Genomic DNA, 14,267 nt, shown 5'->3' with positions numbered 1-14,267 from the left:
ATTACATGAAAAACCTGAACATCGGCAGCCGCCTTGGCGTCGGCTTTGCTGTCGTATTGCTGTTGCTTGCCGCCTTGACCGTTACCGCCCTCGTGCGCATGCAAACGGCCAGCGACCTGACTTACCGCCTGATCAATACCAGCATCAAGAACCAGCGCATGGTGGCCGAATGGTCGAAGATCATCGAACTCAACAGCGTGCGCGGCGTCGCCTCGTTCGAAATCACCGATCCTGTCGTGCGCGCCAAGATCGAGGAAGACCTGAAGGTCGATGCGGAACGTTCCAGCAAGCTGCAGGACGACATCATCGCCTCCTTGCTCAACCCGGCCGTGATCGAGCAGTTCAAGGTCGTGCGCAAGGTGCGCACCGACTACGTGACGACGCGCGCGCGCGCCTTCAAGATGAAGGCCGACGGCGACGTAGCCGGTGCCAAGATCGTGTTCGAGAAGGAAGTCGCACCGATCACCGTGGCCTACCTGGCCGAAGTGAAGCGCTTTGCCGGCATGCAGATCAAGGCTGCCGACGGCGTCGGCGCCAGCATCATCGAAGCCTACAGCGGCACGCGCATCTTCCTGATCACCATGGGCGTGCTGGCCGTGCTGATGGGCATCGGTTTTGCGTGGTGGATCACGCGCTCGATCACCGGCCCCATCCGCGACGCCGTGAAAGTGGCGGAAACCGTGGCAGCTGGCGACCTGAGCAGCACCATCACGGTGCAGGGCCGCGATGAAACGGCCCAGCTGATGCACGCCCTGAAAACCATGAACGACAGCCTCGTCGGCATCGTGGGCCAGGTGCGCAGCGGCACCGACACCATCGCCACGGCGTCCGCAGAAATCGCCGCCGGCAACCAGGACCTGTCGTCGCGCACGGAACAGCAAGCCAGTTCGCTGGAAGAAACGGCCTCGTCGATGGAAGAACTGACCTCGACCGTGAAACAGAATGCGGACAATGCGCGCCAGGCGAATAAGCTGGCCGGCGACGCGGCCGGCATCGCCAGCCGCGGCGGCGCCGTGGTGGCCGAAGTGGTCGCCACCATGGGCGAGATCAATACCTCGTCGAAGAAAATCGTCGACATCATCTCCGTCATCGACGGCATCGCCTTCCAGACCAACATCCTGGCCTTGAACGCGGCCGTGGAAGCGGCGCGCGCCGGCGAACAGGGCCGCGGCTTCGCCGTCGTGGCAACCGAGGTGCGCAACCTGGCGCAGCGCTCGGCGGCGGCGGCAAAAGAAATCAAGGGCTTGATCGACGATTCCGTGCAAAAGGTCGACGTGGGCACGGACCTGGTCGACAAGGCGGGCAAGACGATGGAAGAAATCGTGCAAAGCATCGGCTTCGTCACGTCCATCATGAGCGAGATCAGCAACGCCAGCGAAGAGCAAAGCGCCGGCATCGAGCAAGTCAACCAGGCCATTTCCGAAATGGACCAGGTGACCCAGCAAAATGCGGCCCTGGTGGAAGAAGCCTCGGCAGCGGCAGAAGCGATGCAGGAACAGGCGAGCGAACTGGCACAGGTGGTCAGCGTCTTCCGCCTGGACGCCAACGCGGCGGCCACCGACCGCTTCAGCGCCAAGGCGGCGCAGCGCAGCGCGCCGGCAACCCCGGCAGCGCCAGTCCGCAAGGCCTCCATCCCTGCCCTGCGCCTGCCCGCGACGCGCGCCAGCGGCAAGGCAACGGCACCTGCCGAAGGCGAGTGGGAAGAGTTTTAAAGCTGCTGCAAGCCGCGCGGCATCAAGCCGCGCCGGCTTGCGCTGTGGCGATCAGTGCCGCCAGCTCGCGCGGCGCGGATTGCCCCAGAAATGCCAGCGCCAGCGCCTCCGGATCGATGGCGGCGTCCATCGGCAAGCCATGCTCGAAGCCGCCTACCATGATGCGGCAGAAATGCGGCGATTCGGCCCGCGTTTCCACATACCAGCAACCCGCATGGCCTTGCACGAAGTATTCGCCGATAAAGTAGCCGAGCATGGTTTTGACCCATTGCCAGCTCTCGTCGCGGATGACGATGGTGCGCATGGCCGCATCGATGTACGGCAGGTACTCGGCCGCGTTGCTCAGCACTTCGTGCGCGGGCTGGATGCCCAGGCGCTCGACAAAACTCACCAGCGACGCACCCAGCGCGTCATAGTAGGCATCAAAAGCCGTCTGGCTTTGTTGCAATAATTGTTCTTGTTCGTACGACAGCATTCACACTCCACAGACATTCAGCAATCCCGTATTTTACGCCACGCTCACATCCACCCCGGCCCGCTGCAGCAAGGCCTGGTTACGGGCGGACAGATGCGTCACCTGCAGGTGCTTGCCGGCCTTGTCGTAGCGCTCATACAAGGCTTCGATGGCCGCGATGGCCGAGTGATCGGCCATGTGCAGATGCCGGCAATCGAGGATGACGCGGGCCGGATCGGCGGCCGGCTGGAACAGTTCCTGGAAATGCGTGGTCGAGGCGAAAAACAGGGTGCCGTGCGGCAGGTACACGCGCACGCCGGAGCTGCCATCATCGATGTCGGCGCGCATCTCGCGCGCATGTTGCCAGGCAAAATTCAAGGCGGCAATCACGATGCCGCACAGCACCGCCATCGCCAGGTCCGTAAACACCGTGATCACCGTCACGGCGACGATCACCAGCGCATCCTGCAGCGGCACCTTGCCCAGCACGCGCAGGGAACCCCAGGCAAACGTCTGCTGCGCCACGACGAACATCACGCCCACCAGCGCGGCCAGCGGAATGCGTTCGATCAGCGGCGAGAGGAACAGGATGAACAATAAAATCATCACGCCGGCCGTGACGCCCGACAGGCGCGAGCGGCCGCCCGAGCTCAGGTTGATCATGGTCTGCCCGATCATGGCGCAGCCGCCCATGCCGCCAAACAGGCCCGACACGACGTTCGAGGCGCCCAGGGCGATGCATTCGCGATTGGGCTGGCCCCGCGTTTCCGTCATCTCATCGGTGAGATTAAAGGTGAGCAAGGTTTCCAGCAGCCCCACCATGGCCATCAGCGCCGCATACGGAAAGATGATGTGCAAGGTGGCCATGTCCAGCGGCACCGTGGGCCAATGCAGGGCCGGCAAGCCGCCGGCGATATGCGCGAGGTCGCCCAGGGTGCGCGTGGGCAGGTGCAGGAAATGGCTGAGCACGCCCACGCCCAGGATGGCCACCAGCGCGGGCGGCACGGCTTTTGTCAGGCGCGGCAGCACGTAGACGATGGCCATGGTCAGCGCCACCAGGGCGACCATCACATACAAGGGCGTGCCTTGCAGCCATTGTTCACCCTGCGGCGTGGCCTGGCGAAAGTGTTCCAGCTGGGCCATGGCGATGACGATGGCCAGGCCATTCACGAAGCCCAGCATCACCGGGTAGGGCACCATGCGTATCAACTTCCCAAGGCGCAAGAGGCCGAACAGCGCCATGATGATGCCGCTCAGCACCACGGTCGCCAGCAGGTATTGCACGCCATGCTGGGCCACCAGCGCCACGATGACGACGGCCATGGAACCGGCCGCGCCGGAAATCATGCCGGGGCGCCCGCCAAAGATGGCCGTGAATGCGCAGATGATGAAGGCGCCATACAGGCCCATCAGGGGATTCAACTGCGCCACCAGGGCAAAGGCGATGCATTCCGGCACCAGCGCGAACGAGGTGGTCAGGCCCGCCAGGACGTTTTTTTGTATGTTCGAGAACCACTCTTCCCGAAAAGTTGCGTTGATCATTGATGCGTATCCAAAGTCGGAACAGAGAAATGCCGGCCTGATGAAAAATAACCAGGCGCAGCCAAGCCAGCGGGCGTCACAGAAAAGGTGCGCTGAGGTTGAACGGAGCAGGAAAGTCGTCAGTGACTACATCGGTCTGGCGGAAAGGGGAAGTTTCATCAAGGCGCCAGGCGGCGCGGCTGAGCTTGCCGGCATTATACAAGATGCACAGCGGGCAAAGTCTGGCGAGGCCGCAGACAAAAAAATAGCCCACTCGAAAGTGGGCTATTTTTTTCATCTGGAGGCGAGGACGGGAATCGAACCCGTCTAAACGGCTTTGCAGGCCGCTGCATAACCTCTTTGCTACCTCGCCAGAGGAACTGCTTGGATGCGCCTTGCGGCCCACCTTGAAAACTGGAGCGGGAGAAGAGTCTCGAACTCTCGACCTCAACCTTGGCAAGGTTGCGCTCTACCAACTGAGCTACTCCCGCATTGGAGCTTGTTTACCGCCTGATCACGCCGCATGACTGCGTTGCGGCGGATAAAAAAGGAAGCCAGCTGAGCTTCCCTTTAGAATTCTGGAGCGGGAGAAGAGTCTCGAACTCTCGACCTCAACCTTGGCAAGGTTGCGCTCTACCAACTGAGCTACTCCCGCATTGGAGCTTCTATTTTCTGCTACTGCCATTCTTGCTGTACTGCTTCAGCTTTCGCTGGAGCGGGAGAAGAGTCTCGAACTCTCGACCTCAACCTTGGCAAGGTTGCGCTCTACCAACTGAGCTACTCCCGCATACGAACCGCTATTTTACTGCTTTTTGCTACCGTTTACCAGTGCTGCTTTACTGCTGATCCAGTGTTCACTGGAGCGGGAGAAGAGTCTCGAACTCTCGACCTCAACCTTGGCAAGGTTGCGCTCTACCAACTGAGCTACTCCCGCAGTGGACAACATTGTATCAGAAGCTCTACTACATCGCCAGTACTACTTTTTACTGCATTCGCTGTTTTTACCTATGACACGATCCAGAAAACTGGAGCGGGAGAAGAGTCTCGAACTCTCGACCTCAACCTTGGCAAGGTTGCGCTCTACCAACTGAGCTACTCCCGCGTCATCAACAACAGGCCAGCATTATAGAGGGATTACAGGGGCTGTCAACGGGCAATATCTGGTCTTTTGCAAAATATTCCGAAGAAAGCCGTCGACTGCCTAATCCCTGTGCAATTAATGGAGGTTGCCGGCCTTTTCCTTGATCAAGGGCCATGCCAGGCGCAAGTAATAGAACATCGACCACACTGTCAGCACGCAGGCGATCCACAGCAGCTTCTCGCCCCACACATGGGTGTCGATCGCGCCGAAGATCACTTCGTGGTACAGCAGCAGGGGAATGGCCGTCATTTGCGCGGCCGTCTTGATCTTGCCGATCGAGCTGACGGCCACCGATTTCGACGCGCCGATCTGCGCCATCCATTCGCGCAAGGCGGAAATGGTGATTTCGCGGCCGATGATGATGAAGGCCAGCACGGCATTGACCCGGTCCAGCTGCACCAGCACCAGCAAGGCGCCCGCCACCATCAGCTTGTCGGCCACGGGGTCGAGGAAGGCACCGAAGGCCGACGTCTGGTTCCAGCGCCGCGCAAGAAAACCATCGAACCAGTCGGTCACGGCCGCAACGATGAAGACCAGGGTGGCAACCAGGTTCTGGTCGCCATGCAGCAGCATCGACGGCGGCAGGTAAAACACGCCGACGACGAGCGGTATCAGGGCCACGCGCAGCCAGGTCAAAAGGATGGGAATATTAAAAGGCATAAGAGAGCAATCGGCCGACGGGTAAATTGAGCATGAAGAAAGCGTGAAGAAAGCGCCACTAGTCTACATGGCCCGGCAACATTAGCCTAGTCCGGTTGCGGCAGCGCCGGACCAGGCCACGCCGCCATCAGTGCAATTGGCGGTAAATCTCTTCCGCCAGCTGCGTGGAAATTCCCTCCACCGACATCAGGTCCTCGACGCTGGCGTCGACCACGCCGCGCAAGCCGCCAAAGCGCGACAGCAGTTTCTGGCGGCGCTTGGCGCCGATGCCTTCGATCTCTTCCAGGCGCGAGGTCTGGCGCGTCTTGGCCCGCTTGGCGCGCATGCCCGTGATGGCGAAGCGGTGCGCCTCGTCGCGGATCTGCGCGATCAGCATCAGCGCCGCCGACTCCTTGCCCAGTTCCTGCGCCGCGCGGCCATCGACGAACAGCAGGGTTTCCAGGCCCACCTTGCGCCCCTCCCCTTGGCTACGCCGACAATCAAGCTGATATCGAGTCCCAGCTCGGCGAACACCTGGCGCGCCATTTCGATCTGGCCCTTGCCGCCGTCGATCAGGACCACGTCGGGCATCACGCCGTCGCCATTCGCCACCTTTTCATAGCGGCGCATCAAGACCTGGCGCATGGCCGCATAATCGTCGCCGGGCGTGATGTCGTTGATGTTGTAGCGCCGGTATTCGCCATTCTGCATGGCGTGGTGGTGGAACACGACGCACGAGGCCTGCGTCGCTTCGCCCTGCGTGTGACTGATGTCGAAACACTCGACGCGCAGGCTGTCGAGGTCTTCCGTTTCCAGGCGCAGCGCCTCGGCCAGCGCGCGCGTGCGCGACTGCTGCGAGCCCTGCTCCGACAGCAGGCGCGCCAGCGAAATCCCGGCGCCCTTTTGCGCCATTTCCAGCCACTGGCGGCGCTGTCCCTGCGGCTGGAAGATCAGGTTGATGCGGTGGCCGCACTGTTCCATCAGCGCCACCATCAGGGCCGGCTGGTCGAATTCGATGTTCAGGATCAGGGTGCCGGGGATGAATTTCTCCGTGTAGTGCTGGGCCAGGAAGGCGGCCAGCACTTCCACCTCGATGGTTTCTTCGGCAATCGCCGCCGCATCGCTGAGCTGGCTCGGGAAATACGCGCGGTCGCCCAGGTGGCGCCCGCCGCGCACCATGGCCAGGTTGACGCAGGCGCGTCCGCCCTGCACCAGCACGGCGAGGATGTCGACGTCGGCGTCGCCCGTCGTTTCCATGCTTTGCTGGTGCAGCACGCGCGACAGCGAGGCGATCTGGTTGCGCACCACTACGGCCTGCTCGAATTTCAGCTCGGCGGCAAACGCGTGCATCTTCTTTTCCAGGTCGGCCAGCACTTCGCTCTGGCGCCCGCGCAGGAAGCGCGCCGCGTTTTCCACGTCGTTTTTATAGTCTTCCTTGCTGATCAGGTCCACGCAGGGCGCGCTGCAGCGGCCGATCTGGTGCAGCAGGCAGGGCCGCGTGCGGTTCGCGTAGACGCTGTCCTCGCAGGTGCGGATGAGAAAAACCTTTTGCAGGATCTGCATCGATTCCTTGACGGCCCAGGAACTGGGGAACGGCCCGAAATACTGGTTTTTCTTGTCCACCGCGCCCCGGTAATACACCATGCGCGGCGCATCGCCATTCGTGATTTTCAGATACGGATACGATTTATCATCGCGGAACAGGATGTTGTAGCGCGGCTGCAGCGCCTTGATCAGGTTGTTTTCCAGGATCAGCGCTTCCGCCTCGCTGTGCGTGACCGTCGTTTCCAGGCGCGCGATGCGCTCGACCATCATGGCGATGCGGGGACTGGCCAGGTTTTTCTGGAAATAGCTGGACACGCGTTTTTTCAGGTCGCGCGCCTTGCCGACGTACAACACCTTGTCGGCGGCATCGAAATAGCGGTACACGCCGGGCAGGTTCGGCAGCTTGGCGACGGTGGCCAGCACCTGCGCGCGCGGGTCGGGTGGCGTTTCCGTGGAATTGAGGTCGGGTATTGCTTCGGTCATTGCTGGCTCATTCTTGCACTGCCTGTTCCACGATCACGAACGCGACCGCATATTCTTCTTCATCGCTGATGGTCACTTGCGCGCTCAGCCGATGTTGCGCCATGAAGTCCGCCAGCACGCCGCTGCAGACGATCATCGGCTTGCCGCTGGGGTGATTCAGCATCTGCGCGGCGGGCCACGTCATCGGCATGCGCAGGCCCAGGCCGATGGCCTTGGAAAACGCCTCCTTGGCCGCAAAGCGGGTGGCCAGGAAGCGCACGCCGCGCACGGCATTCTTGGCGCTGCGGGCGCGGAATTTCTCCAGCTCCTGCGGCCCCAGTATTTTTCTGGCGAAACGCTCGCCATGGCGCGCCAGGGCCGCCTCGATGCGGGGAATCTTGCAGATATCGGTGCCGATGCCGTAGATCATGCCACCTCCTTGCTATCTATGATCAAGCCCGGTGGCCGAGGCGCGTGGCCACCATGATGGCCTTCATTTCGCGCACGGCATTTTCCCAGCCGACAAACACGGCATGCGCGACGATGGCGTGGCCGATGTTCAGTTCGGCGATATCGGGAATGGCGGCAATCGCTTGCACATTGGTGTAATGCAAGCCGTGACCCGCGTTGACCTTCAGGCCGCGCCCGACGCCGAACAGCACGCCCGCCTTGATGCGCTCCAGCTCCGCCTGCTGTTCCGCGCCTGCCGTATCGGCATAGCGCCCCGTGTGCAGTTCGATCACGGGCGCACCGAGTTCGGCGGCGGCGGCGATCTGCTGCTCGTCCGCATCGATGAACAGGCTCACGCGGATGCCCTCGCCTTGCAATTGCTTCACGGCCGCCTGCACTTCCTTGAAGTAGCGCACCACGTCCAGACCGCCCTCGGTGGTCACTTCCGTGCGTTTTTCCGGCACCAGGCACACGTCCGCCGGGCGGATGCGGCAGGCGAAGTCGAGCATTTCCTGCGTCACGGCCGCTTCCAGGTTCATGCGCGTGAGCAATTGCGGCGCGATGGCGATCACGTCCGCATCCTTGATGTGGCGGCGGTCTTCGCGCAGATGCAGGGTGATGGCGTCGGCACCCGCCTGTTCGGCCAGCAGGGCAGCGCGGACCGGGTCCGGATACGCGGTGCCGCGCGCATTGCGCAAGGTGGCCACGTGGTCGATATTGACGCCCAGGTCGATGACGGGGCCGGCAGGCTGCAAAAAGCTCATAGTGATGGTATCCGTAAAGTGCCGTAGCGCTGCAATGTAAAGAGCAGCACTACAGCTGCATTAAATCGATCAGTATCTGGCGCGTGTTCAAGGTGGCGCCCCCAGTTGATGGGCCAGCAAAAAGCGCATCAGCAGCTTGCTTTGCGCCTGCGTGGCCACATCGAGATAATCTTCGCGCTCCATGTCGAGCAGGGTCTTGCCCGTGATCTTGGGCCAGGCGTCGGCGGCGCGCGCCGGGCGCGGCCCCCGCTCCGGGTCGACCACGTACACCTGCCCCGCCTCGACGGCCTGGCGCGTGCCCGTGCAGCGCGTCAGGTCGGCCGCCACGCCCGTTTCCTTGAGCAGCGCGCGCTCGAACTTGCGCAGCACGATGGGCGGCGGCTCATTGTGCGCCAGTTGATTCAAGGTGGCAACGTAATGGTCGAACAGGACGGGATGCGGGTCGTCGCGCGCCAGCAGTTTCACCAGCAATTCGTTCAGATAGAAACCGCACAGCAGGGCGGTCTTTTCCAGCGGCAACATGCCGCCCACCCATTCCGCGCCCGTCAGGATGCGCAGCTCGGATTTCCCCGTCCAGCCCGCCTGCAGCGGCTGAAACGTCTGCAGCACGCCGCGCAACTGCGAATGGGGCCGCTTGGCGCCCTTGGCGACGAGCGCGATGCGGCCGTACTCGCGCGTAAACACGTCGACGATGAGGCTGGTTTCTTTATGCGGGTAGCTGTGCAGCACGAAGGCGGGCTGGCCCGTGATGCGGCCGTCGCGCGCGGGCGGACGGCTGCGCCGTGGAGGCGGCGACGCAGGCGCTGCGGAAGGTGCGGCCGGCGGCGCGATGGCCGCCGGCGCGGGGACGGGTGCAGATGCAGCAGATGCAGCAGGTGAAGCTGGCGCAGGATCGCGCTGCGCTGGCGTGGTGGTGCTCATGCGTGTAGCGTCGCCCCCGGGTTGCGGATTACTCGTAGCCGTAGGCGCGCAAGCCCGCCTCGTTGTCGGCCCAGCCCGACTTGACCTTGACCCAGATTTCCAGGTACACGGGGCCGCCGAACAACTTTTCCATGTCCAGGCGGGCCTGGGTGGAGACTTCCTTCAGGCGCGCGCCCTTGTTGCCGATAATCATGGATTTATGCGTATCGCGCTCGACCAGGATGGCGGCGAACACGCGGCGCAGATCGCCTTCCTGCTCGAATTTCTCGATCAGCACGGTGCTCGTGTACGGCAGTTCGTCGCCGACGAAGCGGAACAGTTTTTCGCGCACGATTTCCGAGGCGAGGAATTTTTCGCTGCGGTCCGTGATGTCGTCCGGGCCAAAGATGGGCTGGTTTTCCGGCAAGAAACGCTTGATCTCGTTCTGCAAGCCTTCCAGCTGGAAATGCAGCTTGGCCGAGACGGGCACGATGGCGGCAAAGTCGCGCATGGCGGCGATCTTTTGCGCGAACGGCAGCAGCACGGCCTTGTCCTTCACGCGGTCCGATTTATTGATGACGAGGATGCACGGCACTTCCTTCGGCAGCAGGTCCATCACTTGCTGGTCGGCCGGGCCAAACGTGCCCGCCTCGATCACGTACAGGATGACGTCCGAGGAAATCAGCGTGTTCGTGACGGTCTTGTTCAGCGTCTTGTTCAGCGCGTTCGAATGGCGCGTCTGGAAGCCAGGCGTGTCGACGTAGATGAATTGCGCGTCCGGCAGCGTCTGGATGCCCGTGATGCGGTGGCGCGTGGTTTGCGCCTTGCGCGAAGTGATGCTGACCTTCGCGCCGATCAGCACGTTCATCAGGGTCGATTTGCCCACGTTGGGGCGGCCCACGATGGCGATATAGCCGCAGCGGAAGTTGTCGGGCATTTTGGTGGCTGTCATGCTAGTGTCGATTCTGTTTAGTGTGAGCGGCGATCGCCGGTGCCGCAGGGGCTTGCGCGTCGTCGCTCTGGATGGTGGCAATGCCGGCCAGCTTGAGCTGGGCGGCGCGCGGTTTGGGCTTGCGGCTGGCGGCTGGCGACTTCAACAGTGCCTGCTCGGCCACGTCCAGCGCCAGTTTGGCGGCGGCTTGCTCACCGGCGCGGCGGCTTCCGCCACGGCCGTAAACCTGGATATTCAATTTCGGCACCAGGCATTCGATCTCGAATTCCTGGCTGTGGGCGGCGCCGTGGGTGGCCACCACGTTGTACTGTGGCAGCGAAATTTTCTTGCTCTGCAGAAACTCCTGCAGCAGGGTCTTGGCATCCTTGCCCAGCGTTTGCGGATCGACCGAGTCGAGGATGGGGATATAGAACGCGCGGATCACCGTGCTGGCGGCGTCGAAACCCGTGTCGAGGAAGATGGCGCCCAGCAGGGCTTCCAGCGTGTCGGCGAGGATCGATGGACGGCGGAAGCCGCCCGATTTCAGCTCGCCTTCGCCCAGGCGCAGGAATTGCGACAGTTCCAGCTTTTGCGCGATCTCATACAGCGACTGCTGCTTGACCAGGTTGGCGCGCAGGCGCGACAGATCGCCCTCGTCGATGGACTTGAAACGCTCGTACAGGATGGAGGCGACCACGCAGTTGAGGATGGAGTCGCCGAGGAATTCCAGCCGCTCGTTATGCAAACTGCTGTGGCTACGGTGCGTCAAGGCTTGCTGCAACAGGCCAGCATCCTGGAACGTATAGCCTAAACGGGTTTGCAATAGCTGAAGATTCATTATTGTTTCTGTGTCATCTGAGTAATTCGGCTGGCCGCCGCGCGGGGAATCGGCGCGGCAGCCAGGGGCGGTCCATTACAGACCAGGCCGGCTTAGTGTATGCCGCCCACGCGTTTCGGATTGCTGAAGTTCATCCACACCAGGAAAGCCTTGCCGACGATGTTCTCGTTCGGCACGAAGCCCCAGTAGCGGCTGTCCGCGCTATTGTCGCGGTTGTCGCCCATCATGAAGTAATTGCCTTGTGGCACCACACACGTAAAACCGTCTTCGTTGTAGTTGCACGCTTCCTTGTGCGGGAAATCCTTCACTTCACGCAAGTTCAACGTGGGAGCGGGCTCGTCGTTGAGGATGCGGTGGCTCACGCCCGTCAGGTTTTCTTCCAGCTGCTTGTGGTAGACCGTGCTTTCGTCATCGAGGTAGTCGTCCAGCGGGGTGTACGCCACTTCCTTGCCGTTAACCGTCAAGCGCTTGTTTTCATAGGTGATTTTATCACCGGGCACACCGATCACGCGCTTGATATAGTCTTGCGACATATCTTTCGGGTACTTGAACACCATCACGTCGCCGCGCTGCGGATCGTTGACTTCAATGATGCGCTTGTTAACGATCGGCAAACGAATGCCATAGGTGAACTTGTTGACCAGGATCAAGTCACCGACCAGCAAGGTCGGCACCATCGAGCTCGACGGGATCTTGAACGGCTCGTACAGGAACGAGCGCAGGCAGAACACGAGCGCGATGACGGGGAAGAAGCTGCCCGAATACTCGACCCAGGTGGGCTGGCGCAACAGGGCCGCCTCGATGCTCGCGCGGCTGCCGCCCGCATCGGACTTGATGCCCTCGGCGGCCAGCTTGGACTGGCGCGCATCGAACTCCGCCAGGGCGCGGTCGGCCGCCTTGCGGCGCTGCTTGGACAGATAAAACACATCCAGGCACCAGACCAGGCCCGTCAGCACCATCAGCACGAACAGGATTAAAGCGAAATTTCCTAAGATCACTTGCAGGTTCATTTATCGTCCACTTGTAAAATTGCCAGGAATGCTTCTTGCGGGATTTCCACGGAACCCACTTGCTTCATGCGCTTCTTGCCCGCCTTTTGTTTTTCCAGCAATTTCTTCTTGCGGCTGATATCGCCGCCATAGCACTTGGCCAGCACGTTCTTGCGCAGGGCTTTCACGTTCTCGCGCGAAATGATGTTCGCGCCGATGGTCGCCTGGATCGCCACGTCGAACATCTGGCGCGGGATCAGTTCGCGCATCTTGGCGGCCACCTGGCGGCCACGGTACTGGCTGTTAGAACGGTGGACGATGATGGCCAGCGCATCGACTTTTTCGCTGTTGATCAGCATGTCGACCTTGACCACGTCGGCCGCGCGGTATTCCTTGAACTCGTAGTCCATCGAGGCATAGCCGCGCGACGTCGATTTCAGGCGATCGAAGAAGTCCAGCACGATCTCGGCCATCGGCATTTCATACACCAGCTTGACCTGGCGGCCGTGGTAGCTCATGTCCATCTGGATGCCGCGCTTGGCGATGCACAGGGTAATCACGGAACCCACGTATTCCTGCGGCATGTACAGGTTGACGGTGACGATAGGCTCGCGCACTTCCTCGATGCGCGACGGGTCCGGCATCTTCGACGGGTTGTCGACGTTGATCAGGCTGCCATCGCGCTGGATCACTTCATACACCACGGTCGGCGCCGTCGTGATCAGGTCCATGTCGAATTCGCGCTCGAGGCGCTCCTGCACGATTTCCATGTGCAGCAAGCCCAGGAAGCCGCAGCGGAAACCGAAGCCCAGCGCCTGCGACACTTCCGGCTCGTACATCAGGGCCGCGTCGTTCAGTTTCAGCTTTTCCAGCGAGTCGCGCAGCGCGTCGTACTGGTTCGCTTCCACGGGGAACAGGCCGGCGAACACCTGCGGCTGCACTTCCTTGAAGCCAGGCAATGGCTCGGCGGCGGGACGATTGGCCAGGGTGACGGTGTCGCCCACTTTCGCCGCTTTCAATTCCTTGATGCCGGCGATGATGAAGCCCACCTGGCCAGCGGAGAGTTGCGGCAGGGATTGCGAACGGGGAGAAAATACGCCGATGTCTTCCACCAGCTGCACCGAATCGGTGGCCATCAGGCGGATCTTGTCCTTTGGCTTCAGAGTACCGTTGACCACGCGCACCAGCATGACCACGCCCACATAGGAGTCGTACCAGGAATCGACGATCAGCGCCTGCAGCGGCGCATCCGGGTCGCCCTTCGGCGGCGGCACCTTGGCGATCAGGGATTCCAGCACGTCCTGCACGCCCAGGCCCGTCTTGGCCGAGCAATGCACGGCGTCGCCCGCGTCGATGCCGATCACGTCTTCGATCTCGGCAATGGCGTTCGGCGGGTCGGCGTTCGGCAAGTCGATCTTGTTCAGCACGGGCACCACTTCCACGCCCAGGTCCAGCGCCGTGTAGCAGTTGGCGACCGTTTGCGCTTCCACGCCTTGCGACGCGTCCACCACCAGCAGCGCGCCTTCGCACGCTGAGAGCGAGCGCGACACTTCATAGCTGAAGTCGACGTGGCCCGGCGTATCGATCAGGTTCAGGTTGTAGATCTGGCCGTCGCGCGCCTTGTAGTGCAGGGCCGCCGTTTGCGCCTTGATGGTAATGCCGCGCTCGCGCTCCAGATCCATCGAATCGAGCACCTGCGCCTCCATCTCGCGGTCGGACAAGCCGCCGCACAATTGAATGATGCGGTCAGCCAGGGTCGATTTACCGTGGTCAATATGGGCGATGATGGAGAAGTTGCGTATGTTGTTCATTAACTAATATAAGTGCGAAGTTGACGACACTGCTTTAACAGGAATCAGGGGGATCATGTCCGGGCCAAACAGGGCCAAAACCAGGCGCCCCACTCATGATGAAAAAAGCG

The 14,267-nt window shown here is 61.7% G+C and carries 11 protein-coding genes, 6 tRNA genes and 2 pseudogenes; 2 read left to right on the top strand and 17 right to left on the bottom strand.

The window, feature by feature from the left end:
- The first annotated feature begins 5 nt into the window (after positions 1 to 5).
- Positions 6 to 1,712 carry a methyl-accepting chemotaxis protein gene (locus ACRHIG_RS13270; RefSeq protein ID WP_489630423.1) on the top strand — a complete coding sequence of 569 codons (1,707 nt, stop codon included), beginning with the start codon at positions 6 to 8 and terminating at the stop codon, positions 1,710 to 1,712.
- Between the two features lie 22 nt (positions 1,713 to 1,734).
- Here ACRHIG_RS13270 and ACRHIG_RS13265 read toward each other — a convergent pair whose 3' ends face one another.
- Positions 1,735 to 2,187, bottom strand: a complete 453-nt coding sequence (locus tag ACRHIG_RS13265) for a hypothetical protein (protein ID WP_489630422.1) — start codon at positions 2,185 to 2,187, stop codon at positions 1,735 to 1,737.
- A gap of 33 nt (positions 2,188 to 2,220) precedes the next feature.
- Positions 2,221 to 3,708 carry a SulP family inorganic anion transporter gene (locus ACRHIG_RS13260; protein ID WP_489630421.1) on the bottom strand — a complete coding sequence of 496 codons (1,488 nt, stop codon included), beginning with the start codon at positions 3,706 to 3,708 and terminating at the stop codon, positions 2,221 to 2,223.
- Between ACRHIG_RS13260 and ACRHIG_RS13255 the strand changes: the two genes are divergently transcribed.
- The gene (locus ACRHIG_RS13255; RefSeq protein ID WP_489630420.1) at positions 3,701 to 4,018 is read left to right on the top strand and encodes a hypothetical protein; all 318 of its coding nucleotides are present in this window, start codon (positions 3,701 to 3,703) and stop codon (positions 4,016 to 4,018) included. The genes ACRHIG_RS13260 and ACRHIG_RS13255 overlap by 8 nt on opposite strands.
- Here ACRHIG_RS13255 and ACRHIG_RS13250 read toward each other — a convergent pair.
- The 15 genes and pseudogenes from ACRHIG_RS13250 to lepA form a co-directional block, all read right to left on the bottom strand.
- A tRNA-Cys gene (locus tag ACRHIG_RS13250) sits at positions 3,987 to 4,060 on the bottom strand. The genes ACRHIG_RS13255 and ACRHIG_RS13250 overlap by 32 nt on opposite strands.
- A gap of 42 nt (positions 4,061 to 4,102) precedes the next feature.
- A tRNA-Gly gene (locus ACRHIG_RS13245) sits at positions 4,103 to 4,178 on the bottom strand.
- An 88-nt stretch (positions 4,179 to 4,266) separates the two neighbouring features.
- Positions 4,267 to 4,342 (bottom strand) — tRNA-Gly (locus ACRHIG_RS13240).
- Between the two features lie 56 nt (positions 4,343 to 4,398).
- Positions 4,399 to 4,474: transfer RNA gene (locus ACRHIG_RS13235), tRNA-Gly, on the bottom strand.
- A 71-nt stretch (positions 4,475 to 4,545) separates the two neighbouring features.
- Positions 4,546 to 4,621, bottom strand: a tRNA-Gly gene (locus ACRHIG_RS13230).
- Between the two features lie 92 nt (positions 4,622 to 4,713).
- Positions 4,714 to 4,789 (bottom strand) — tRNA-Gly (locus ACRHIG_RS13225).
- 114 nt (positions 4,790 to 4,903) lie between these two features.
- Positions 4,904 to 5,488, bottom strand: a complete 585-nt coding sequence (gene pgsA / locus ACRHIG_RS13220) for a CDP-diacylglycerol--glycerol-3-phosphate 3-phosphatidyltransferase (protein ID WP_034749601.1) — start codon at positions 5,486 to 5,488, stop codon at positions 4,904 to 4,906.
- Positions 5,489 to 5,615: 127 nt separating this feature from the next.
- A pseudogene (gene uvrC / locus ACRHIG_RS13215) lies at positions 5,616 to 7,495 on the bottom strand (excinuclease ABC subunit UvrC).
- Positions 7,496 to 7,502: 7 nt separating this feature from the next.
- Positions 7,503 to 7,904, bottom strand: a complete 402-nt coding sequence (gene acpS / locus ACRHIG_RS13210; protein WP_489630419.1) for a holo-ACP synthase — start codon at positions 7,902 to 7,904, stop codon at positions 7,503 to 7,505.
- A 22-nt stretch (positions 7,905 to 7,926) separates the two neighbouring features.
- The gene (gene pdxJ / locus ACRHIG_RS13205; RefSeq protein WP_475415306.1) at positions 7,927 to 8,688 is read right to left on the bottom strand and encodes a pyridoxine 5'-phosphate synthase; all 762 of its coding nucleotides are present in this window, start codon (positions 8,686 to 8,688) and stop codon (positions 7,927 to 7,929) included.
- Positions 8,689 to 8,737: 49 nt separating this feature from the next.
- Positions 8,738 to 9,609, bottom strand: a pseudogene (recO, locus tag ACRHIG_RS13200) (DNA repair protein RecO).
- A gap of 28 nt (positions 9,610 to 9,637) precedes the next feature.
- Positions 9,638 to 10,540, bottom strand: a complete 903-nt coding sequence (era, locus tag ACRHIG_RS13195) for a GTPase Era (protein WP_076566641.1) — start codon at positions 10,538 to 10,540, stop codon at positions 9,638 to 9,640.
- Position 10,541: 1 nt separating this feature from the next.
- Positions 10,542 to 11,357 (bottom strand): ribonuclease III, encoded by an 816-nt coding sequence (rnc, locus tag ACRHIG_RS13190; RefSeq protein ID WP_034749615.1) that lies wholly within the window; start codon positions 11,355 to 11,357, stop codon positions 10,542 to 10,544.
- A 92-nt stretch (positions 11,358 to 11,449) separates the two neighbouring features.
- Positions 11,450 to 12,367, bottom strand: a complete 918-nt coding sequence (gene lepB / locus ACRHIG_RS13185) for a signal peptidase I (RefSeq protein ID WP_099400487.1) — start codon at positions 12,365 to 12,367, stop codon at positions 11,450 to 11,452.
- Positions 12,364 to 14,157, bottom strand: a complete 1,794-nt coding sequence (gene lepA, locus ACRHIG_RS13180) for a translation elongation factor 4 (RefSeq protein WP_475415304.1) — start codon at positions 14,155 to 14,157, stop codon at positions 12,364 to 12,366. Before lepA ends, lepB begins: the two co-directional genes overlap by 4 nt.
- Positions 14,158 to 14,267: the final 110 nt, after the last annotated feature.

The organism is Janthinobacterium sp. C22, assembly GCF_057919405.1.
The sequence above is the reverse complement of the archived record's forward strand: the minus strand, read 5'-3'. Positions and strand labels throughout refer to the sequence as shown.